A 21,936-nucleotide genomic window follows, 5' to 3' on the forward strand; every position below is an offset into this window, starting at 1 on the left:
ACGTCACATCGCGGCGGCGGTTTCGGGGCCAAAATTGACGGGAATCACTCACAGTTTTGGCCCAGCCCGGGAACCGGGCAGCCCATATTTCGCGTCCGCGGGTTCTCACCTGCGAGGGTACGTCAACCCTGCGCCCCTCCCGTCCCCGGAAGGGTGAGCTGTATCCGGCAGCCGCGGGGCGATTCGGCCACCCGGATCCGGCCCCCGTGCAGCTCCACCGCCCAGCGCGCTATGGCCAGCCCCAGTCCGGTGCCGCCACCCGGGCTGATCCCGCCCTTGCGGCCGGGGGCCGAGTCGGCGCTGTGCGCGCCGCTGAACCGGTCGAAGACCCGCTCCCGCTCCGACTCGGGGATGCCGGGCCCCTCGTCCAGCACCTCGACCTCCAGGCTGCCGTCGCCCGGAGCGCCGGAGCCGGCGCCCGCGCCCTGGCCCCAGCTCGCTCCCGGCCTGGCCTTGACCGTGACCCGGCCGTGCTGCGGGCTGTGCTTGACGGCGTTGTCGATCAGGTTGGCCACCACCTGGTGCAGCCGCTCGGGGTCCGCGTAGGCCATCAGCTCGGGAGGTGAGACATCCAGATGGAGGTGGACATCCTTGCGGGAGTGGCCCGAGCCCTTGCTCATGTTGGCCTCCTTGAGCACACCCGCCAGATACGGCCACACCTCGAAGTGGCGCGAGTGCAGCGGCACCACCCCGTTGTCCAGCCGGGAGAGGTCCAGCAGGTGGGCGACGAGCCGCCCCAGCCGTTCGGTCTGGGACAGAGCGGTGCGCATCGTCTCCGGGTCGGCGTCCGAGACGCCGTCCACCACGTTCTCCAGCACCGCGCGCAGCGCAGCGATGGGGGTGCGCAGCTCGTGCGAGACGTTGGCCACCAGCTCCTTGCGGTGCTGGTCGACCGCCTCCAGATCGGCGGCCATTCGATTGAAGTTCGCCGCCAGCTCGCCGAACTCGTCCCGCCGCTCGCCGCGCACCCGTCGGGAGTAGTCGCCGCTCGCCATCGCCTTGGCGGCGTCGGTCATCTCGTCCAGCGGCGCGGTCAGCGACTGCGCCACGAACTGGGTGATCAGCAGCGAGGCGACGATGGAGATGATCGTGATGACCCGCAGCTCGGTCGCCGACTGCATGGCGAACAGCGCCAGCAGCGTGGTGATCACCACGGAGACGATCACCAGCCAGCCCAGCGCCGCCTTGACCGACCGGTAGGGGTCCACCGGGCGCAGCCCCTCCCACAGCCGCTCCCAGGCGTGGGCGGCGTGCCGGACGGCGGCCCGCCTGCAGCGGGCCGCCCCGCGCAGCAGCAGGCGGGCCAGGGAGCGCGCGAGGGAGCGCGTGCGGGCCGTCAGGGAGAAGGACATGGACACGGACACGTCGCTCCGTCTCCGCCGGCCGTCAGGAGCTCTCCGTCGCGGCGCCCGTCACCGGCGCCGTCGCGCCCTCCGGGCCGGGGGTCTCCAGGGCGTATCCGACGCCGTGCACGGTGCGGATGCGTTCCGCGCCGATCTTGCGCCGCAGAGCCTTGATGTGGCTGTCGACGGTGCGGGTGCCCGAGGCGTCCGCCCAGTCCCACACCTCGGCCAGCAGCTGCTCGCGCGAGAGCACGGCGCGGGGGGAGTGCGCCAGGCACACCAGCAGGTCGAACTCGGTGGGCGTCAGGTGCACGTCCTCGCCGGTGACGCGGACCCGCCGCTGCGCGTGGTCGATCTCCAGCTCCCCGAGCCGGAGTATGCCGCTGCGCGGTGTGTGCGCGGCCAGGGTGGCCCGCTCGACCCTGCGCAGCAGTACGTGCACCCGGGCGGCGACCTCCCGCATCGAGAACGGCTTGGTCATGTAGTCGTCGGCACCCACACCGAGGCCGACCAGCATGTCCGTCTCGTCGTCCCGCGCGGTGAGCATCAGCACCGGGACCGGCCGCTGGGCCTGTACCCGGCGGCAGACCTCCAGGCCGTCGAAGCCGGGCAGCATCACATCCAGCACCAGCAGGTCCGGCTGCCATGCCTCGGCGGTGTCCACGGCAGCGGGTCCGTCGCCCGCCGTCTGCACCTGGAAGCCCTCGGCCCGCAGCCGCCGCGCGATGGCGTCGACGATGGTGGGGTCGTCCTCGACGACGAGGATGCGACGCTGGGCGCCCGGGGTGGTCGCGGCAGCAGCGCCGCCAGGTGTCTGAGTGGTGTTCTTCTGGTCCATACGACCCCGCCCCTGTGGCTCTTTCCGGCTTTCCTGGGACAGCAGCGTAAGGGCCTGCTACGGGCCTAGGCTACGCCGGTCGCGCCGCGAAGTGGACCACGTCGGGGACGCCTCGGGCGACTGTGATCTCATCCGTCCGAACACGGCAGAATCCCGCATTACGCAGACATCCTTCGAATCTCTGCGACGGCTGTGCCGACCACACGGCGAGGATTCCGCCGGGGGTGAGAGCCGCCCGGCAGGCGGCCAGTCCGGCGGGGGAGTAGAGCGTGGTGTTCTCGTCGGTGACGGTCCAGTCGGGGCCGTTGTCGATGTCCAGGCACAGCGCGTCGAAGCGCCGCCCGGCGGCGGCCGACTCGCGCACATACGCCACCAGGTCGGCCTCCACCAGTTCGGTGCGGTCGTCGGCCAGCGCCCGGCCGGTGATCTCCCGGAGCGGACCGGTCCGGTGCCAGTCGAGGATCGCGGGCTCCCGCTCGACGACGGTGATATGGCCCCACCGGGGCTCGGCCGCCGCCTCCACCAGCGAGAAGCCGACCCCGAGCCCGCCGATCAGCACGTGCGGCGCGGTCCTGGTGGCCAGCTCGTCCAGGGCCGCGCGCACCAGCAGCCGCTCGGAGCGGCCGTCCGAGGTGTCCATCAGGAAGCACCCGTTGGCGATGATCTCGTACTGCGGCCCCCGCTGCCGCAGTACGACCTCCCCGTAGGGGCCGTCCCGCCGTTCGATCGTGACCGGCGGCTGGTGGGCTGGTGCGTTGACGGCGTTCGGCATGGGGGCAGGGTAGGACGAACACCGCCCGTCCTCGATCGCTGACAGCGAACAGAACTTCCCGGATCCGGGGGAACACAAGCAGCCTCAAAAGCATTGAGTGGGTACTACTCAACTTGCCTGCCTAGGGAGAGATCATGGCTGCTGAGTCCCTGGAGTCCACACCGCTCACCCTGCCTGTGCTGCCCATCGACGCCGAGGACGGTGTCGTGCTGCCCGGGATGGTGGTGCCGCTGGATCTCTCGGACAACGATGTGCGGGCCGCCGTGGACGCCGCGAAGTCCGCCGCCTCGGACGCGCCGGACGGTGACAAGCCCCGTGTGCTGCTCGTCCCGCGGGTCGAGGGCAGCTACGCCGAGATCGGTGTCGAGGGCCGGGTGGAGCAGATCGGACGCCTCGCCGACGGTGACCCGGGCGCACTCATCCGCGGACTGCGCCGTATCCGCGTCGGCACCGGAACCACAGGGCCCGGCGCCGCCCTGTGGGTGGAGGGCACACCGGTCGCCGAGACCGTGCCCGACCCCCTGCCCGGCCATGTCACCGAGCAGATGAAGGAGTACAAGGCCCTCATCACCGACTGGCTGCGCAAGCGGGGCGCCTGGCAGGTCGTGGACCGGGTGCAGCAGATCGACGACGTCGGCCAGCTCGCCGACAACGCCGGCTACTCCCCGTTCCTGTCCACCGAGCAGAAGCTGAAGCTGCTGGAGACCGTCGAGCCGGTCGAGCGGCTGAAGATCGCCACGACCGCCCTGCGCGACCACCTCGCGGAGCAGGACGTGGCCGAATCCATCGCCAAGGACGTCCAGGAGGGCGTCGACAAGCAGCAGCGCGAGTTCCTGCTGCGCCGCCAGCTCGAAGCCGTCCGCAAGGAGCTGGCCGAGCTCAACGGCGACCCCGAGGACGAGAGCGAGGACTACCGCGCCCGCGTCGAGGCGGCCGACCTGCCCGAGGAGGTCAAGAAGGCGGCTTTCAAGGAGGTCGACAAGCTGGAACGCTCCAGCGACCAGTCCCCCGAGGGCAGCTGGATCCGCACCTGGCTCGACACCGTCCTGGAGATGCCCTGGAACGAGCGCACCGAGGACGCCTACGACATCACCGGCGCCCAGGCCGTGCTGGACGCCGACCACGCCGGGCTGCAGGACGTCAAGGAACGCATCACCGAGTACCTGGCCGTACGCAAGCGGCGCACCGAGCGGGGCCTCGGCGTCGTCGGCGGGCGGCAGACGGACAATGCCGCGCGGAGCGCGTCCTCCACGGGTGGCGGTGGGCGACGGGCGGGCGGCGCGGTGCTGGCGCTGACCGGCCCGCCCGGCGTCGGCAAGACCTCGCTGGGCGAGTCCGTGGCCCGTGCGATGGGCCGCAAGTTCGTCCGCGTCGCACTCGGCGGCGTCCGGGACGAGGCCGAGATCCGCGGCCACCGGCGCACCTACGTCGGCGCCCAGCCCGGCCGCATCGTCCGTGCCATCAAGGAGGCCGGATCGATGAACCCGGTCGTCCTGCTGGACGAGGTCGACAAGGTCGGCTCCGACTTCCGCGGCGACCCGGCAGCAGCCCTGCTGGAGGTCCTCGACCCCGCGCAGAACCACACCTTCCGGGACCACTACCTGGAGGTCGAGCTCGACCTGTCGGACGTCGTCTTCCTGGCCACCGCCAACGTCCTGGAAGCCGTCCCGCAGCCCCTGCTCGACCGCATGGAGGTCGTCGAGCTCGACGGGTACACCGAACACGAGAAGATCACCATCGCCCGCGACCATCTGCTGCCCCGCCAGCTGGAGCGGGCCGGCCTGGAGAGCGGCGAGGTCGTCTTCGACGAGGCGGCACTGCGCAAGCTCGCCATCGAGTACACCCGGGAGGCAGGCGTCCGCTCCCTGGAGCGGTCGGTCCAGCGGGTGCTGCGCAAGGTCGCGGCCAAGCACCAGCTGGGCGAGGCCGAGCTGCCCTACACCGTCGGGGTGGAGGCGCTGCGCGAACTGATCGGCCGTCCGCGGCACACCCCCGAGGCCGCACAGGACCCGGCCGAGCGCCGCACGGCAGTGCCGGGCGTGGCCACCGGACTGGCCGTCACCGGCGCGGGCGGCGACGTGCTCTTCGTCGAGGCGTCGCTGGCCGACCCCGAGACGGGCGCCTCCGGGCTCACCCTGACCGGCCAGCTCGGTGACGTGATGAAGGAGTCCGCGCACATCGCCCTGTCCTATCTGCGCTCGCGCGGCGCGGAGCTGGAGCTGCCCGTCGGCGACCTGAAGGAGCGCGGCATCCATCTGCACGTACCGGCAGGCGCCGTGCCCAAGGACGGACCCAGCGCCGGTATCACCATGACGACAGCCCTGGCCTCGCTGCTCAGCGGTCGCCAGGTGCGGCCCGAGGTGGCGATGACCGGTGAGGTCTCACTGACGGGACGGGTACTGCCCATCGGCGGCGTCAAGCAGAAGCTCCTGGCGGCGCACCGCGCCGGAGTGACCACCGTGGTCATTCCCAAGCGGAACGAGCCCGACCTGGACGACGTCCCCGCGGAGGTGCTGGACGACCTCGACGTCCACCCCGTCTCCGACGTCCGCCAGGTCCTGGAGCTGGCCCTGACGCCCGCGCAGACCCCCGCCCGGGAGACGCCGGTCGCGGCGTGACGGACGCGACCGGCAACCGAGTGGCCCCCGCCGCATGGCGGGGGCCACTCATGTGCGAGGGGGCCTCACAGCCGCTCGGGGCCACGAGACGCGGTGTCAGCCGTTGTTCGCCAGCACCTTCAGCCGCGTCATCGACCCGTTGCGGTGTCGTGTGGGGGCGACCCCCACGCCCCCGGCCGGGGGAGGTGGCGGTGTCAGCCGTTGTTCGCCAGCACCTTCAACCGCGTCATCGACCCGTTGAAGAGGTTGTGGTCACCCACGGTCGGGCCGCTGGAGGTGTACTGCCAGAAGGTGTAGAAGCCCCAGCCGGCCGGGAGGGTGCCCGGCGAGGAGGCGTAGCGGGCGATCCACAGCGGGTTGGAGTTGCCGAAGGCGCTGCTGTTGCCCGTGCACTGGGTCCACCAGTTCGTGGTGGTGTAGATGACCGCGTCGCGCCCGGTCCTCGCCTTGTAGGTGCTGGTGAAGTCCTTGATCCAGTTCACCATCGCGCTCTTGCTCAGGCCGTAGCAGGTCGCGCCGTACGGGTTGTACTCGATGTCGAGCACGCCCGGCAGCGTCTTGCCGTCCTTGCTCCAGCCGCCGCCGTTGCTGGCGAAGTAGTTGGCCTGCGTGGCACCGCTGGAGGAGTTGGGCAGCGCGAAGTGGTAAGCGCCCCTGATCATGCCGACGTTGTAGGAACCGTTGTACTGCTGGGCGAAGTAGGGGTTCTTGTAGCTGGTGCCCTCGGTCGCCTTGGCGTAGGCGAAGCGGACTCCGCTGTTCCACAGGGTCGACCAGGCGACGTTGCCCTGATGGCTGCTGACGTCCACTCCGTGGACCGTCGCGAGCAGGCCCGCCCGGTCCTTGTCGGGCGGGTTGCCGTTGGTGGAGTCCGCCTCGTGCATCTGCACACCGGCGCCCATCCAAGCCTCTCCGGGCTTGCCGGGGGCCTTGGGGTTGCCACGCAGGCCTTCGGCGTCCTTGGCCGATTCCTCGGCCTTACCGGACTCGGCGGCCTTGGCCGACTTCGTACCGCCGTCCGCGTTGCCGGGAACGGCCGATGCCGCGCCCGGCAGTGCCAGGACGAGCGCGAGAAGGGACACGAACATCCCGACGACAGCCGCCATTCCGCGTCTGCGACGGGCCGTACCGGATCTGAAGCTGGGCATCGCTGCCTCCGGAGCCTCGATGGTGGGGGTCTGGTACGTGCGTAGTATTTACCGATGTGGGGGGTTTTGCTCTGCGACGCGCGGAGCAACTACACGCCACTGGTGTGGTCATGTCAGAACGAAAGTACGCGCGTAGACCGGCCACGCGGAAGACGCCCTACCGTCTGCCGTTGGTCTACTCCTGCGAAATACTGGCGGAGCTGGGACTATCGGGCTGGCTGGAGATAAGTTTCTTCATGGAAGACGCCGGAGACACCACTGACGTGCACAAGAACTCCACCGACTTCACGGACTCCACGGACGACGGGGAGGCGGCGGGCGCCGCTGAGCCCTTCGGGCCCGAATGCCTCGACGTCGAGCGCGAGTTGGCCGTTTTCCTGCGCCGGGCCCGCGCCTCGTCGGGCGAGATGGCCCGCCAGGTCCACCCCGATCTGGAACCCGCCGCCTACGGGCTGCTGGTACGCCTCGAGGATGCGGGCGAGCAGCGGGCGACCGAACTCGCCGCCTACTTCGGTGTCGGCAAGGCGACGATAAGCCGCCAGCTGCACGCCCTGTTGGGGCTCGGACTGGTGGACCGGCGCCCCGACCCGGCGGACCGCCGGGCCTCACTCGTCCGCCTCACCCCGGAGGGCCGCCGACGGTTCACCCGCGTACGCGACGCACGCCGTCTGTCGTACGCCCGTAAGCTCGCCGCCTGGGACCGCCGGGAGATCGCCGAGCTGGCCCGGCTCCTCCACCGCCTCAACTCACTGGCGGACCAGGAGGAGTGAGGGAGGAGTGAGGCCGGCCCCAGCCCGCGGCCCGCTAACGGGCCGCGCCCGCGCCCACCGCCCCCCTCAGCTCCCTCCGCAGCTCGGGCGTCAGCACATGGCCGGCCCGCCCCACGAAGAGCCCCATCTGATAGCCGACCGCACCCATGTCGCAGTCGGCCGTCGCATGCACTCCCAGCAGTGAGCCGTCCCCGATGGCCATGATGAGCAGCGCCCCCTCGTCCATGGACACGATGGTCTGCTTCACCGTGCCACCCTCCATCAGATCCGCTGCGGCGAACGTCAGCGAGGCGACCCCGGAGACAAGGGTGGCCAGATCGCCACTGGTTCCCTTGGGACCGCGCGCCCGGCCGCCACCGCGTCGCCGTCGCACCGGCATTCCGCTCCGATGGACGCCGGACTCCTCGCGGACCGTCACCCGCTCGGCGCCCTGTGCGGGGCATACGGTCGCGTTCGCCGGCTGGTGCGCGGGCTGGTGCGGGGTCGGGTTCGCCGGCTGGTGCGGGGACTGGCGTGCGGGCGCGGGCTCGTGTGAGCGTTCGTGCTCGGCGCCCAGCGCAGCCGCTCCGTGCTCCACCCCCAGAGTGGGGTCCGACCCGAGCAGCAGCAGACCGTCGGACGAGACGACGGCCACGGACCGGACACCCGGTACCTCTTCGACAAGCTTGTCGAGGAGCCAGCGGAGGTTACGTGCCTCCGCGCTGCCGGACGGATCTGTGGTGAGCGGCTTCACTGACGTGCCTCCTTGGCGGTACCACCGTCACCCTGCGCCCCCGCTCGCTCTTCCGCATGGTCGGTGTCCTCGGTCTGCCGGGCCCGTGCCGCCTGGTCGGCCTGCTGGTCTCGCTGGTCCTGCGGCGCCGGTGCTGCCTGCCGTTCTGTCGGGGCCTGCTGTTCCTGTGTGGTCTGCCCGGGCTCAGTGGCTGTGCCGGGGGCCGACGGAGCGACGTGCGCCCCGTCCCCGCTCCCCGCGTGGGCTCCTCTCCCGGCGTCCCGCAGGCCTTCCCGGGCGCCCTGCTGGAACATGTCGAGCTTGCGCCGCAGCTCCTCGGCGGTGACACCGCCCTTGCGGGGATGCGGCGTGCTCGGCTCGCGGGGCGTCTCCCTGCGGACCCGCTGGGGCAGCCCCGGGTGGGTGACGGAGCCCGGCTGCTCGGCCGGCACGGCCGACTGGTCGGCCGCCGACTCGGTCGCCGATCCGGTCGCCGACTCGGCCATCGACTGGGCCGCCGATCCGGACGCCGACTGGGCCGCCGACTCGAACGTCGACTGGGCCGCCGGCTCCTCCGCCTGGGTCGGGGCCAGGTCGTCGGCCCAGGAGTGCTGGTCCTCGTCGTTGGTCCGCGAGTGCTCCGCCACGTCCGAGGGATGGTCGCTCCCGGACAGCAGCGCGCGGGGGACGGTGACATCGGCGACGGTGCCCTGGGCCGCCGGCTTGCGCAGCTGCACCCGTATCCCGTGCCGTGCCGAGAGGCGGGCGACCACATACATCCCCAGCCCCCAGGGGCTGCTCGTCCCCGGCGCTTCCCAGGCCGCCTGCGGCTCGCTCAGCCGGTCGTTGAGCTCGGCGAGCAGCGACTCGGACATGCCCTCGCCCTCGTCCTCCACGGACACCTGGGCCTCGCCGCTCTCCAGGAGCCGGGCGCTCAGCCGTACCCCGGACTCGACCGGGGAGAAGGCCGCAGCGTTGTCGAGGAGTTCGGCGATCAGGTGACTCAGGTCGTCGGCGGCCGAACCGCTGACCCGCGCCTCCGGCGGCAGCGCCCCCAACTCGACGCGTTCGTACTGTGCTATCTCGCTGACGGCGGCGCGCAGCACATCCAGCAGCGGTGCCGGGGGCAGGGCGGCCGAGGAGATGTCGCGCTCGGTGCGTTCGGCGTCGGCCAGCAGCAAGAGGTTCTCGCTGTGCCGCCGCATACGGGTCGCCAGATGGTCCAGCTTGAAGAGGGTGTCGAGCCGGTCGGGGTCGGCCTCCTTCTCCTCCATCCCCTCGATGATGCCGAGCTGCCGTTCGACCAGGGTGAGCGTGCGGGTGCCCAGATCGGCGAAGGCCCTGTGGTCCGCCGCCGCACCGACCACGGCCGCACCGGCGTCGGGGCGCACGCCCGCGTCGGGGCGCGAGCCCGTGTCGGAGCCGGCGCCCACCTCCTGCCGCACGTCCGGGCCCGTGCCCGGGCCCTCGCTCATGTCCGCGCCGATACCGTGCGGCGCCGGGGCGGCCAACTGCTCGCGTACCGTCTCCAGCTCGGCCCGCAGGGCGGCGAAGTCCTCGCCCAGCAGCTGGTGCTTCTCCGTCAGCTGCGCCTTCTCGACGGCCAGCTGGTCCTGTTCCCGCTCCGCACAGGCCGACCGGCGCCGCAGCTCGGCGGTGGTGGCCCGCAGTGTGTTGATCGCTCTCACCACGTCGGCGAACTCGTCGTTCCTGCCGCGGAAGGTGATCGGCTCCTCACCCGACGGGTCCTTGGCGAGCCGCTGCGAACCGCGTTTGAGCACGGACAGCGGACGGGTGAGGGAGCGGGCCGTGGCGACGCTGATGGCGACGGCGAGCAGCAGGCAGCCGCCCACCAGCCCGGCACGCAGCTGAAGCGCTGTCACGTCGTCGTCCCGCAGCCCTTCCAGCCGCTTGACCTCCGCCGCCGCGAACGACGACTGCACCCCGCGCATATGGGCGAGGCGCGCCGAGACGGAGCTGTCGAACCGCTCCCGGTCCACGGCGCGGGCACTGGGCGTCAGATGGTTCCGCGCGGTGACCGCCTTGAGATAGCGCTCGGCGACGGTGACGTCCGCTCCGTTGACGGTCGTGCTGTAGCTCTCGCGGGCCTTGGTGTCCGCCGTCTCCTCGAAGTCCGCGAGTGCCGCCTGCTCCCGCAGCCTAGCCTGCCCCGCCGCCGTCACCAGTGCTCGCTGGGTACCCTGCCCGGTGAGCGCCGCTTCCAGCAGGCCACGGGTGGCCGACGCCTGGTCGACCGCGCGCGCCAGGTCGGGGAGAGCGGCCGCCGTGCGGTTCTCCGCCCGGGCGGGCAGGCCGTCGGCGACGCCGCGTGTGAGCTGGCGGAGTGTCTGGATGACGCCGGAGTAGGCCTCGTAGGAGTCCAGCGGGTCGCCCTTGCCCGTCATGGCGCGCTGCCGGATCGAGGGCAGCTTCTTGAGGGCCTTGGCGACCGCGCGGGGGGAGTCGGAGGGTGCGGTGGGGCCGGACGCCGCGGAGGAGGCTGCGGTGCGCAGCTCGCGGGCCTGGCGGTCCACCCGGTTGCGCTGGGCCTCGCTGACGCCGACGCCGTCCTTGCTGCTGCGGCCCGCCGCGATGTACTCGACCATGCCGTCCCGCTCGTCCGCGAGGGAGTGGGACAGCGCGATGGCCTGCTGGTTGAGCCGGGCCAGATCGACGAGTTCCTGTGCGTCGGCGGTGTCCTGAGAACCCGCCACGAGGGTGGGTGCCCCCGCGGCCACGACAGCCACGGCTCCCACCGCGACGGAGACCAGCAGCCTGTTGCGCACCCGCGCACGCCGACGTCCCACCGGAGTGACGGTCTCCGCCTGGGTCTCAGCCTCCGCGGAGGCCGCTGCTGTGGCGCCGGGGCCGGTCGCCGTGGCCTGGGGAACGTCCGCTCTGAGACGTTGCTTCTTCCGCACCCGCACTCGCAATCTCGTCCCGCCTCTCCCGGAGGGCCCGGGCGGCACAGTCCAACGTGTGTGGCGAGAGGGTGGCCCCGCCCCCGCGCCGGCACCCTCCGCGACCTTCGGTTCCCAGCTTTCTCTCCTGGCCTCCGGCCGCGCGGTGCTCCGCAGCGGTGTCCCCACACTCGACGACCGACCTTGGCAGTGCGCTCCTGAGGCGGGTGAGAATCCCCTGCTGGGCCACCCGAAGGAGTGAACCTCACTCCTCGGCGGCGGAACAACTCGACCTGAGCCGGGCGCTGTCCGCACCTTGGGTACTGGTTGGAAATCCGTCCGGCGTCCTGGCAAGATGCCTGCCGCACTTTGCGGAGGGATAGATTCCGCTGTGCGTCCGGTCGTTTTCCGGCCGACCGCGCCCGCGTGCACGCTGGTGCGAGGTACCGCGCACCAGGCCCGTGGTGCCGCCACGCACCGGCCTGGTGCGACACTCGGCGCCGTCGCCACGCCACTCACCGGCCGCTCTGGAATCGGCTGTCCGGCAGACTGCCGTCATGCGCATCGACATGATCACCGAGCCCGGCAATCCTCAACGTCTCAATGAGGATTACGTGTCGGCCACCTTGCCGGCCTCCGGCACGGGGGGAGCGCTCGTGGTGCTGGACGGCGTCACCCCGCCCGAGGGTGACGACGGTTGCTGTCACGGAGTGCCGTGGTTCGTGGCACGGCTCGGTGGTGCGCTGCTCGAACTGGCGGGGTCGCGCCGGGACATGACTCTGGCCGAATGCCTCGCCGTCGCGCTGGCCCGCACGGCGGACGCCCATCGTGAGACATGTGATCTTTTTCACCCGCGTACCCCTCAGGCGACCGTCGTCGCGGCACGGTGGGACGAGGAGCGGGTCGAGCACCTGGTGCTGTCCGACTCCGCGCTCCTGGTGGAGACTGCCGACGGTACGGTCCACCCCGTTCTCGACCGGCGCCTGGCCGCGTTGCCGCCCGCCGTGCGGGCACTGCGCGACCGCGTACGGCAGACCGGTGAGGAGTCGGACCGCGAGGCCTACGTGCGGGCCGTCGAGGGCTTGCGCAACGCGCCGGACGGCAGCGGCTTCTTCACGGCCGCCGCCGACCCGGGTGTCGCCGCGCACGCGGTGACGGGCAGTCATCCGAGGGCGGAGGTGAGCGCCCTGCTCGCCCTCACCGACGGCGCCACCCGATGGACGGAGACCTTCCACCTTGGTGACTGGGCGGGCCTGTTCGCTCTCGTCCGCAAAGAGGGCCCGCGCGCCCTCGTCCAGCGTGTCCGCACCGCCGAAGCGGACTCGTCCCCCCGCCGGGGCAAGCAGCACGACGACGCCACGGTCCTCCTGGCCGAACTGGACTGAACCCTCACTCCGTCCTGGGACCGGCCTCATGCCCGCCGCCCGTCCGGCCGCACCGCTCCGATGGGCGGGTCCACCGCGAGCGGGGTCAGCCGCACCACGCTTCCCGGGCGAGGCGCCTGCACCACGCGACCGCCTCCGGCGTACATGCCCACATGTGTCGCCCCCTTGAAATAGATCACCAGATCGCCGGGGCGCAGCTTGTTCAGCGGCACCCTGGGCAGCTGCCGCCACTGCTCCTGGCTGGTGCGCGGGATCTCGCGGTGCGCATGGCGCCAGGCCCGCCAGGTGAGCCCCGAGCAGTCGAAGGCCCGTGGCCCCTCGGCGCCCCACACATACGGTTTGCCGACCTGCTTCAGCGCCCAGTCGAGAGCCTTCCTGCCCTGTGCGGAAGCCGGGCGGATCGCGCCGCTGGGGTCGAGTGCGCCCGAGGCCACCAGCTTCTGCTGGGCCGCGTCGGTGCGGTCCCGCTCCAGTTCGTGGAGGCGTGCGAGCTGGTCCCCGTCGAGCGAGGAGAGCAGTCCCTCCACCTTCTTGAGCCGTTTGCGCACCTCGTTGCGCTGCTTCTTCTTCCGTTCAGCCAGCCGTTCCTGCCGCGCCACCGCCGCCCGCGCCCGCTGGGCCGCCGCCACGTACCGCCGCTTCCCGTCGCTCAGCCTCCGCACTGTGGCGGCCTGGTCGTCAGCGGCCCGCTGCAGCAGATGCCCGCGCTCCAGCAGCCGGTGGGGGTCCCGGGTGAGCAGCATCTGCACCGCCGGCGGGAACCCCGTCCCCTCCCCTCGATACTGCTGCCGGGCCAGCTCGCCCGCCCGCCGCCGCTCGGTCGCCAGCACGGACCGGGCCCGGGAGAGCTTGGCCTGTGCCTTGCGGGCCACGGCGCGCTGGGCCTTGAGTTTCTCGGCCGTGCCGTTGTACGCCTCTGACGCCTCCTCGGTGCGCTGGTACAGCTGGCTCAGCTCGCCCAGCAGTTCGCTGACGGACTTGCGCCCCGCATCCGGTGGTCCCGGTGCGGGTCCGGGGCCCGGAGCCCCGGGCGCCCTCGCGCTCGCCGCCGGCGCCGCGCCCGTACCCACCGAGGCAGCCGGCCCCAGCACGGTCACGGCCGCCAGCAGGAGCCCGATCAGTACCGCGCCGCCGCGCGGCCTGGCCGCAGTGGTCGGTAGCCCTCCTCCGCGCGCCGCCCGCGCCCTCGTCTGCCGCAACACCCTCAACACCGCACACCTCGTTCCTGAGCGGCGTCTCCCCGTCGTCGACCGCTCTGCCGCGATCGTGGCACGGGCAAGGCCACCGGCTCAGGACGAGCCGAGCGGCTGGGCGCACGTCTCTCACCCGATCGAGACACGTCCGGGCGCTGACCCGGCGTCAGTGGCGTGTCCGGATACGACCGGGAGCGCGGTGGGCGAGGAGGGCCGTGAACCGCTGCCCTGCTGGTCCGGTGGCACCGAAGCCCTGCGCCGGGCCCCCGGCGGGTGGAAATCGCCGGCCAATACCCCCGTCCCAGCGCCGTGTCCAGCAGCCCTCGGGCCGCCTCCCATCACCCGAACGTGTGAGGAGCGGGTCCCGACGCCCGGCTCAGCTGCTCGCTCACACCCCGTCAGCGCCCCCAGCCCCGCCGCCCGATCAGCGCCCGCGCCTCGTCCGCGCGGTTGCCGATCTCATGGAGATACGACTCCGGAAGCCACTCCCGTGCCGGGCGGGTGGCCGTGCCGGAGAGGTCGAGCGTGTGGGCCAGCGCCTCCGGGGTCGGCCGGGTCTCGGGAGCCTTGTGCAGGCAGGCCAGCAGCGGCACGCACAGCGCGTCGGGCACTCCGGCCAGGTCCGGGCCCTCGCGGGCCGAAGGCAGTGGGTTCCCGGCGAACGGATGTCGCGCACTCGCCGCCAGCGCCAGCACGGTGCCCAACGCGAAGACGTCCTCGGCCCGCCGCGCCGACTGCCCGAACCCCGCACCACCGACGGCCCCGGGCCGCCTGCCCAGTGCGATGCCGTAGTCCACCAGGCGTGGCCCGTCCGCCGTCAGCAGCACGTTCGAGGCCCGCAGATCCCCGTGCGCCGTACTCGCCGCGTGCCGCCAGCCCACGGGCGAGACCGCCCCCCAGCGCACGTACGGACATCTCCGGCAGCGGCCCGTACAGGGCCACCAGGGCGGACAGCGGCACGCCTGGAACGAACGCCTCCGCCGCCCAGGGGAGCTCACTGTCGAGTTCGCAGCCGAGCGCGTCGGCGACGAAGGGACTGTCGACCGCGTCGGCGACCCGCGCCGTCTCCTGCCGCAGCCGCGCCCGCAGCTGCCGGTCGCGCAGCAGTTCGGGCCGAACGGCACGGACCGCCGCCGCCCGTTTGCGCGCGCCTCGTCGCGGGGGCGCCCTTGCCCAGGTAGACAGTGCCCGCCCCACCGTGGCCGAGGGCTCCGAAGAGCCGGAAGGGGCCGAGCTGCCGGGGGTCCGTCTCTCGCAGCCCCGCGATGCGTTCGATCACGCCAGCAGAAAACCGTCTCTCCGCGGCGCTGTCCAGGCTGCGCGGCTCATCCGTGACCAGGGGCGCCGGTTCCGCGAAGCGCCGTGGCGGGGCGGGAGGACCAGACCACTGGCGTCAGCTGTCGCGCTTCCTGCGCCACGGCAGCCGCTCCAGCGGGCCCTTCGCGGGCAGCCCTTCGGGCTCGTAGACGTACGCCCAGCCGCGCGGCAGCCCCAGACGGTTCACTGCGGCCGGTTCCAGCCGGTAGACGTGGACGGACGTCGGGCCACCCTCCGGATCGGGCACCGGCACCTGGTAGCTGCGTGGCGGCCGGCCGGTCGGGCCCAGCGGCACGGAGAGTGTGCGCCCGTCCAGCGGGCCGCCGTGAAAGGCGGTCTCCTCGCTGCGCACCGTCTCAGACCGTTTCGCTGTCGGACACGACGGCAACCGTCGAAGCGTCACCGGCTGTGGCAGCAGCCGCCCAGCCGCCACCGGCCGTGGCGGCGTCCGTCGAACAGTCCTCCTCCGAGCCCGTACACCGCTCTCCGTCGTCGGAGACCCCGCCGCCGCGGCAGTCCGACCGTTCGCCGGGCGTCTGGTCCGGGCCGCACGGTTGGGCGAGCTGGCGGGCTCCGGGGCCCTGCTCGCCGAGCCGGTCCTCGGGGTTGACCAGTGCACACGCGGTCAGCGACAGACAGCCGCAGCCGATGCAGTCGGTGAGGTGGTCGCGGAGCTGTTCCATCAGTGCGATGCGCTGGTTGAGGTCCTCGCGCCAGCACTCCGAGACGGCGGCCCAGTCGTCCCGGGTGGGCGTGCGACCTTCCGGCAGCAGGGCGAGCGCATCCCGGATGGCGGCGAGCGGGAGGCCGAGCCGCTGGGAGGCCCGGATGAAGGCGACGCGGCGCAGCGTGTCGCGGCTGTAGCGGCGCTGGTTGCCCGAGGTGCGGCGGCTGCGGATGAGACCCTCGCGTTCGTAGAAGCGCAGCGTGGAAGTGGCCACCCCGGCGCGTTCCGCCAGCTCTCCGACGGTCGCTTCTTTGGCCTTCCATGACAGCTGAGTCGGCATGGCCCTCAGCTTAGCCAATCTTCAAGTAATATTTAAGTCCATGGCCGGGGCGGTCCGGTCCGCTCTTGGTTCCGGGCGCTCACAACAGATGCCCGGAGTCGGAGACCACGGGCAGCATCCTGCGCACCAGATCCGCGACGGCGCCGTCGGACTCCTCCAGTGCCAGAGCCCGCCGGGTCACCGCGGCAGTCTCCGGGTCGCCGGCCGCGGTGGCGGTCAGCACCGCGACGAAGTGATCCACCAGCCAGTCCCGCAGCTCGGGCAGCGGCGGCTGTTTGCCCTCGTCCAGCCAGATCAGGGAGGCGGCCTCCACGGCGGAGATCCACGTCCGTACGGCCATGCGCAGCCGGGGCGATCCACCGCCCTGGCCGCCCTGGTCCGCAGCCAGGTGGGCGAGGATCTGCTCGGCCGCGTCCCTGCGTACCTCGTCGACCATGGCGTTCGTACGCGAGGTCTCCACCACGCTGCCGCCCTGCAGCAGTGCCATGAAGCCCGCGTCGTGCTCGTCGACGAACGCGAGATAGCGGTCCAGTGCGCGGGCCAGCCGGGTGGTGAGCGGCCCGGCGGGCGGTTCCGCGAAGCACTGTTCGAGCTGGTCGGCGGCGCTGCGCAGCGCGGCCTCGTACAGCTGTTGTTTGCCTCCGGGGAAGTACCGGTAGACGAGCGGGCGCGACACCCCGGCCGAGGCCGCGACATCGTCCAGCGAGACCTCCTCGGGCGGCCGGTGCGCGAACAGGCCCAGCGCGTGCTTGAGCAGTTGGCTGCGCCGCTCGTGCACGCTCAGCCTGCGATACGCCGGGGCGGTGCCGCTGCTGCTCATGCAGTGCAGCGTAACCGCCCCGGCGGTGGTCCGTGTTCCCCGCGTCCCACCGGAGTTCGTCACGCCTCCTTCACGCGGTCCACATGCACTTCTTGTCGCGCCGGCGAACTGCTCATCAGGTCGCGGCTTTGTCACTTGGGCAGTAGCCCCGAGCTCACCCACAGCTTGCGGCCGACGCCCCGCAGTACGCCTATCTCGTCCAGGAAATCCGTCAGCCGCTTGGCACCGGACTGCATGATCTCGCGTCGGTGGCCGCTGGCCTTCACCTGGGCGACCGCCTCCTTCTTGTCCAACCCGACGTCCTCGTAGACCTGCGGGTTGACGAAGGAGATGGAGAAGACGCGGGCGGCCTCGCCCGAGCTGATGCGCGTCAGTTCGGCCTCCCAGCGAGGGCACTTGACCATCTGGCGGCGCAGTTCCTCGCGTGCGTAGCGCACATGCCGGGCCTCCTCGATGACGTGGATCCGCGTCACACCGCGCACCAGTGGCTGGATGCGCTCGTCCGGGAAGGTGAGCCGCTGCATCCAGTCCAGGATCTCCTCGCCCAGCAGCGTCGCGGTGAACGAACCAGGCGTCGTCGAGACGGTCTTCAGCAGCCGCGCCATGTTGTGGTGCAGCCTGGAGACGGGGTAAGCGGGTGCCCCGGCGCGCTTGATCATGCGCGCGAACATCATCGAGTGCCGGCACTCGTCGGCGATCTCCGTCAGTGCGTAGCGGACGTGGTTGCTGGTCAGCGGCTTGTCGTAGATGTGCCGCACCAGCAGCTGCATCAGGATCACCTCGAACCAGATGCCCAGCGAGGCGAGTGAGGCCGCCTCGTGCCGGGCCAGGTCCATCCGCTGTTCCTCGGACATCCGCCGCCACAGCGGGGTGTCGTAGAGGGAGATCAGCTCCGGTGGCCAGAACCACTTGCCGTCCTCGAACGGGGCGTCCCAGTCCAGCTCGGTGTCCGGGTCGAAGGAATGCTTCCTGGAGGACTCGAGGAGGCGCTCGGCGACCTGCTCGCGGTCCTTGAGCAGACCGAGGGCGTCCCTGAGCGCCTCGCGTTCCATGTCGGCGATGTCAGGCGCTGTCGTCATGCTGAGGCACCTCTTCATTGGGGGGTGCCGGCGATCTCGTTCGAGTGTTACCGGCGGTCACGTCTGCTGTCGTCTCTTATGAGACTGCTTGTCAGTAAGGACGTCAATCCCCTGTGCGCGACTTGTTGACCGTGCGGTAACCCACGTGTGAGCCTGCCGATTACCCGCCCGTACCGGGCAGTTCCGCACCGACTCCGACCGGGTACCGGGCAGTCCGTGACCGAAGGAGATGTCCGTGTCCACACACGATCTCTATGTGCACGCAACCGACAGCCCCCTCTGGCAGATCCCCGCCTCCGGCAGCGCCCGCCTGTCCTGGGAGTACGACGACGGCAGGGACCGCCTGCTGGCCCTGTACCAGAAGGGCAAGGACAAGCAGTGGGACGGACAGCGCCGCATCGACTGGGAGTTGGAGGTCGACCCGTACGACCCGCTGGGCACCCCCGACGAGGCCATGACGCTCTACGGGACGCCCTACTGGGACAAGATGAGCGAGGCCGAACGCGGCCAGCTGCGCCGACACTACGCCTCCTGGCAGTTCAGCCAGTTCCTGCACGGCGAGCAGGGTGCCATGGTGTGCGCGGCGCGAATCGTGGAGTCGGTGCCCGACATGGACGCGAAGTTCTACTCCGCGACGCAGACCATGGACGAGGCCCGGCACGCCGAGATCTACGGTCGCTTCCTCCACGAGAAGATCGGCATGCTCTACCCGATCAACGACAACCTCCAGTCGCTCCTCGGCGACACCCTCCGCGACTCCCGCTGGGACATGCCGTACCTGGGCATGCAGGTACTGATCGAGGGCCTGGCGCTGGCCGCCTTCGGCATGATCCGGGACACCACCGACAAGCCGCTGCCCAAACAGATCCTCGCCTACGTCATGCAGGACGAGGCCCGCCATGTGGCGTTCGGCCGGATGGCGCTGCGCGACTACTACAAGCAGCTGACCGACGCCGAACTGCGGGAGCGCGAGGAGTTCGTCATCGAGGGCTGCTATCTGATGCGCGACCGGCTCAAGGGCGCCGAGGTGCTGGAGAACTTCGGCATCCCCCGCGCGGAGGCGGACGCCTTCAGCGAGCAGTCCGAGTACCTTCAGCTCTTCCGCAAGCTCCTCTTCAGCCGCATAGTCCCCTGCGTACGGGACATCGGTCTGTGGGGCGAACGCCTGCAGCGCGCCTACGTCGACATGGGTGTCTTCGAGATGGGCGATCAGAATCTCGATCTGCTGATGGCCCAGGACGAGGAAGTGGCCGAGAAACTGGACGCCGAGCGCTTCGCCGCGGAGGAAGCCGAACGGACGGCTGAGGTGGCCGAAGCCATCGAGGAGGGCAAGACTCAGGTGTAGCCCATCCGGCACTCCCGAACTTCGGAGGCCGGCACTCCTGAGGAGGACGGCCATGGCACGCGCTGTCGGAATCGACCTCGGCACCACCAATTCGGTGGTCAGCGTCCTGGAGGGCGGGGATCCCACGGTCGTCGTCAACGCCGAGGGGGCCAGGACGACGCCGTCCGTGGTGGCCTTCGCCAAGGGCGGTGAGGTGCTGACCGGCGAGGTGGCAAAGCGGCAGGCGGTCACCAACGTCGATCGCACCGTCCGCTCCGTCAAGCGCCATATGGGTGAGGCCAACTGGCGCTTCCCGGAGTCCGGCAGCATCGACGGCAAGTCCTTCACCGCCCAGGAGATCTCCGCCCGCGTCCTGCAGAAGCTCAAGCGGGACGCGGAGAGCTACCTCGGACAGGACGTCGCCGACGCGGTCGTCACCGTTCCCGCGTACTTCAACGACGCGCAGCGGCAGGCCACCAAGGAGGCGGGCGAGATCGCGGGCCTCAACGTTCTGCGCATCATCAACGAGCCGACCGCCGCCGCACTGGCCTACGGGCTCGACAAGGAGGAGGAGCAGACCGTCCTCGTCTTCGACCTCGGCGGCGGCACGTTCGACGTGTCGCTGCTGGAGATCGGTGAGGGCGTCCTGGAGGTGAAGGCCACCGCCGGCGACACTCGTCTGGGTGGTGACGACTGGGACCAGCGGATCGTCGATCACCTGGTCAAACGGTTCAGGGACGGCCACGGCGTGGACCTGTCCAAGGACCGGATGGCCGTGCAGCGGCTGCGTGAGGCGGCGGAGAAGGCGAAGATCGAGCTGTCCTCGTCCACCGAGACGACGATCAACCTGCCGTACATCACCGCGACGGCAGAGGGCCCGCTGCACCTGGACGAGCAACTGACGCGCACCCAGTTCCAGCAGCTGACCGAGGATCTGCTGGAGCGCTGCAAGACGCCGTTCCACCAGGCTGTGAACGACGCCGATGTCGAGCTGTCCGCCATCAATCACGTGATCCTGGTGGGCGGCTCCACCCGGATGCCCGCCGTGACGGAGCTGGTCAAGGAGCTCACCGGCCGGGATCCGCACAAGGGTGTGAACCCGGACGAGGTCGTGGCCATCGGTGCGTCGCTGCAGGCGGGTGTGCTCAAGGGTGAGGTCAAGGACGTCCTGCTGCTGGACGTCACTCCGCTGTCCCTGGGTATCGAGACCAAGGGCGGCATCATGACCAAGCTGATCGAGCGCAACACCACGATCCCGACCAAGCGCTCGGAGACCTTCACCACGGCCGAGGACAACCAGTCCTCCGTGCAGATCCAGGTCTTCCAGGGTGAGCGGGAGATCGCGGCGTACAACAAGAAGCTCGGCATGTTCGAGCTGACCGGTCTGCCCCCGGCGCCGCGCAACGTGCCGCAGATCGAGGTCACCTTCGACATCGACGCCAACGGAATCATGCATGTCTCCGCCAAGGACCTGGGCACCGGCAAGGAACAGCGCATGACCGTCACCGGTGGCTCGGCGCTGCCCAAGGACGACATCGACCGCATGGTGCGGGACGCCGAGCAGTACGCCGAGGAGGACGCCCGGCGCCGCGAGGCCGCCGAGACCCACAATCAGGCCGAACAACTCGCCTACCAGACCGACCGCCTGCTGGCCGACACCGCGGAGGGCGCTGTGCCCGCTGAAACCCGCGCCGAGGTGGAGGCCGCGCTCGCCGACCTCAAGGAGAAGCTGGCCGGGACGCCCGACGACCCCGCCCGGGCCGCCGAGCACACCGCGACCCTGCGCGCGGCCGTCGATCGTACGACGGCCGCGGCCCAGAAGATCGGCACGGCAATGTACGCGCAGGCCAGAGAGGGGCAGCAGGGCGGCTCCGAGGGGGCGCGGCAGGCCGGGGAAGGCGCGGGCCAAGGCGGCGCCGCCACGGCCGACGACGACGTGGTGGACGCGGAGATCATCGACGACGAGCAAGCCGACGGCTCCAGCGGGCCGGGGACCGGCGAGGAGGGGGCCGAGGGGGACGGCACCCGCGGCGGCCCAGGGGAGCGCTGAGCGGCCGCTGAACGGCCGCTGAGCGGCGTCCGGGGCGCCCCCGCGGCCCGGGGGACCCGGACAGCCCGGCCCAGGCACCCGGACGGCCCGCGGGCCCGGGGGCCCGGAGCGGCGTACGCCGGGCTCCGGGGAAGCGTCGAGCGTGCGTTCGTCAGTCTCCGAACCAGCCCGCCGCGTCCAGCCGGAACGCGGCAGGGCCCACCACGGTCTCCAACGCGTCCTCCAGCTCCGACAGCCGCTCCGGGCCCAACTGGTCGGCCCAGTTGCCGCGCAGTCGCTCGAAGACGGTGCCCGAGAGCATCAGCGCGTCCTGACCGTGCGGGGTGAGCCGGACGAGCTTGCGCCGGGCGTCGGCGGGGTCGGCGACCCGTTCCGCGTAGCCCAGCGCCGCGAGCCGGTCGACGGTCTTTCCCGCTGCCTGCTTCGAGACGCCCAGCCTTCGCCCCAGTTCGCTCGCCGTCAGCTCGTCGCGTCCGATGGCCTGCATCGCGAAACCGTGCGCCGGGCGGAGTTCGGGGTGTCCGCGGTCGGCCAGCTCCGTGTGCAACTGGTCGATGAGCGACCGGAACCCGGCGAACAGCAGCAACGGCAGCTCGAATCCCCACCGCTCCCGCTCAGGCACGACGACCCTCGACAAGTTCGACAACCTGGTTTACCTTC

At 71.3% G+C, this 21,936-nt stretch carries 18 protein-coding genes; 5 read left to right on the forward strand and 13 right to left on the reverse strand.

Going from position 1 to position 21,936, the window contains the following annotated elements; genetic code table 11:
• Window positions 1-122: 122 nt before the first annotated feature.
• The 3 genes from JW613_RS12400 to JW613_RS12410 all read right to left on the reverse strand — a co-directional run bounded on the left by JW613_RS12400 (window position 123) and on the right by JW613_RS12410 (window position 2,953).
• Window positions 123-1,352, reverse strand: coding sequence for a HAMP domain-containing sensor histidine kinase (locus tag JW613_RS12400; protein ID WP_245225524.1), 1,230 nt, complete (start codon window positions 1,350-1,352; stop codon window positions 123-125).
• Window positions 1,353-1,386: 34 nt separating this feature from the next.
• Window positions 1,387-2,181 carry a response regulator transcription factor gene (locus JW613_RS12405; RefSeq protein WP_099884160.1) on the reverse strand — a complete coding sequence of 265 codons (795 nt, stop codon included), beginning with the start codon at window positions 2,179-2,181 and terminating at the stop codon, window positions 1,387-1,389.
• Window positions 2,182-2,251: 70 nt separating this feature from the next.
• Window positions 2,252-2,953, reverse strand: a complete 702-nt coding sequence (locus JW613_RS12410) for a spermidine synthase family protein (protein ID WP_209210848.1) — start codon at window positions 2,951-2,953, stop codon at window positions 2,252-2,254.
• Window positions 2,954-3,087: 134 nt separating this feature from the next.
• Here JW613_RS12410 and lon point away from each other — a divergent pair, with 134 nt between their 5' ends.
• Window positions 3,088-5,571 (forward strand): endopeptidase La, encoded by a 2,484-nt coding sequence (gene lon, locus JW613_RS12415; protein WP_209210849.1) that lies wholly within the window; start codon window positions 3,088-3,090, stop codon window positions 5,569-5,571.
• Between the two features lie 194 nt (window positions 5,572-5,765).
• Here lon and JW613_RS12420 read toward each other — a convergent pair whose 3' ends face one another.
• The gene (locus JW613_RS12420) at window positions 5,766-6,719 is read right to left on the reverse strand and encodes a lysozyme (RefSeq protein ID WP_209210850.1); all 954 of its coding nucleotides are present in this window, start codon (window positions 6,717-6,719) and stop codon (window positions 5,766-5,768) included.
• A 236-nt stretch (window positions 6,720-6,955) separates the two neighbouring features.
• On the opposite strand from JW613_RS12420, the gene JW613_RS12425 reads away from it, so the two are divergent.
• Window positions 6,956-7,489, forward strand: coding sequence for a MarR family winged helix-turn-helix transcriptional regulator (locus JW613_RS12425; protein ID WP_372447939.1), 534 nt, complete (start codon window positions 6,956-6,958; stop codon window positions 7,487-7,489).
• A 34-nt stretch (window positions 7,490-7,523) separates the two neighbouring features.
• Here the strand turns inward: JW613_RS12425 and JW613_RS36755 are convergent, their stop codons facing one another.
• Window positions 7,524-8,222, reverse strand: a complete 699-nt coding sequence (locus JW613_RS36755; RefSeq protein ID WP_209210851.1) for a roadblock/LC7 domain-containing protein — start codon at window positions 8,220-8,222, stop codon at window positions 7,524-7,526.
• A complete protein-coding gene (locus JW613_RS35735) occupies window positions 8,219-11,008 on the reverse strand; it encodes a nitrate- and nitrite sensing domain-containing protein (protein ID WP_307865871.1) in 2,790 nt (929 codons plus the stop codon). The genes JW613_RS36755 and JW613_RS35735 overlap by 4 nt, the downstream gene beginning before the upstream one ends.
• A 650-nt stretch (window positions 11,009-11,658) precedes the next feature.
• Between JW613_RS35735 and JW613_RS12445 the strand changes: the two genes are divergently transcribed.
• Window positions 11,659-12,486 (forward strand): protein phosphatase 2C domain-containing protein, encoded by an 828-nt coding sequence (locus JW613_RS12445; RefSeq protein WP_209210852.1) that lies wholly within the window; start codon window positions 11,659-11,661, stop codon window positions 12,484-12,486.
• A 26-nt stretch (window positions 12,487-12,512) separates the two neighbouring features.
• Here JW613_RS12445 and JW613_RS12450 read toward each other — a convergent pair whose 3' ends face one another.
• The 6 genes from JW613_RS12450 to JW613_RS12475 form a co-directional block, all read right to left on the reverse strand.
• Window positions 12,513-13,697 (reverse strand): C40 family peptidase, encoded by a 1,185-nt coding sequence (locus tag JW613_RS12450; protein WP_372447935.1) that lies wholly within the window; start codon window positions 13,695-13,697, stop codon window positions 12,513-12,515.
• 380 nt (window positions 13,698-14,077) lie between these two features.
• Window positions 14,078-14,584, reverse strand: a complete 507-nt coding sequence (locus JW613_RS12455; protein ID WP_209210853.1) for a protein kinase family protein — start codon at window positions 14,582-14,584, stop codon at window positions 14,078-14,080.
• A 488-nt stretch (window positions 14,585-15,072) separates the two neighbouring features.
• Window positions 15,073-15,348: a DUF8847 domain-containing protein gene (locus JW613_RS12460; RefSeq protein ID WP_209210854.1), complete on the reverse strand. Its 276-nt coding sequence runs from the start codon at window positions 15,346-15,348 to the stop codon at window positions 15,073-15,075.
• Between the two features lie 4 nt (window positions 15,349-15,352).
• The gene (gene soxR, locus JW613_RS12465; RefSeq protein ID WP_209210855.1) at window positions 15,353-16,003 is read right to left on the reverse strand and encodes a redox-sensitive transcriptional activator SoxR; all 651 of its coding nucleotides are present in this window, start codon (window positions 16,001-16,003) and stop codon (window positions 15,353-15,355) included.
• Between the two features lie 79 nt (window positions 16,004-16,082).
• Entirely contained in the window at window positions 16,083-16,823 is a 741-nt protein-coding gene (locus JW613_RS12470) for a TetR/AcrR family transcriptional regulator (protein ID WP_209210856.1), read from the reverse strand.
• Window positions 16,824-16,954: 131 nt separating this feature from the next.
• Window positions 16,955-17,902, reverse strand: coding sequence for an AurF N-oxygenase family protein (locus JW613_RS12475; protein ID WP_209210857.1), 948 nt, complete (start codon window positions 17,900-17,902; stop codon window positions 16,955-16,957).
• A gap of 235 nt (window positions 17,903-18,137) precedes the next feature.
• Between JW613_RS12475 and JW613_RS12480 the strand changes: the two genes are divergently transcribed.
• Together JW613_RS12480 and dnaK are read left to right on the forward strand one after the other, a co-directional pair.
• Window positions 18,138-19,247: a ferritin-like domain-containing protein gene (locus tag JW613_RS12480; RefSeq protein ID WP_372447936.1), complete on the forward strand. Its 1,110-nt coding sequence runs from the start codon at window positions 18,138-18,140 to the stop codon at window positions 19,245-19,247.
• A 52-nt stretch (window positions 19,248-19,299) separates the two neighbouring features.
• Complete coding sequence (gene dnaK, locus JW613_RS12485) at window positions 19,300-21,276, forward strand: molecular chaperone DnaK (RefSeq protein ID WP_209210858.1); 1,977 nt, start codon at window positions 19,300-19,302, stop codon at window positions 21,274-21,276.
• Window positions 21,277-21,427: 151 nt separating this feature from the next.
• On the opposite strand, the gene JW613_RS12490 is transcribed toward dnaK, so the two are convergent.
• On the reverse strand, window positions 21,428-21,922 hold the full coding sequence (locus tag JW613_RS12490) for a MarR family winged helix-turn-helix transcriptional regulator (protein WP_209210859.1): 495 nt from the start codon (window positions 21,920-21,922) through the stop codon (window positions 21,428-21,430).
• Window positions 21,923-21,936: the final 14 nt, after the last annotated feature.

Source organism: Streptomyces smyrnaeus (assembly GCF_017676345.1).
GTDB lineage: Bacteria > Actinomycetota > Actinomycetes > Streptomycetales > Streptomycetaceae > Streptomyces > Streptomyces smyrnaeus.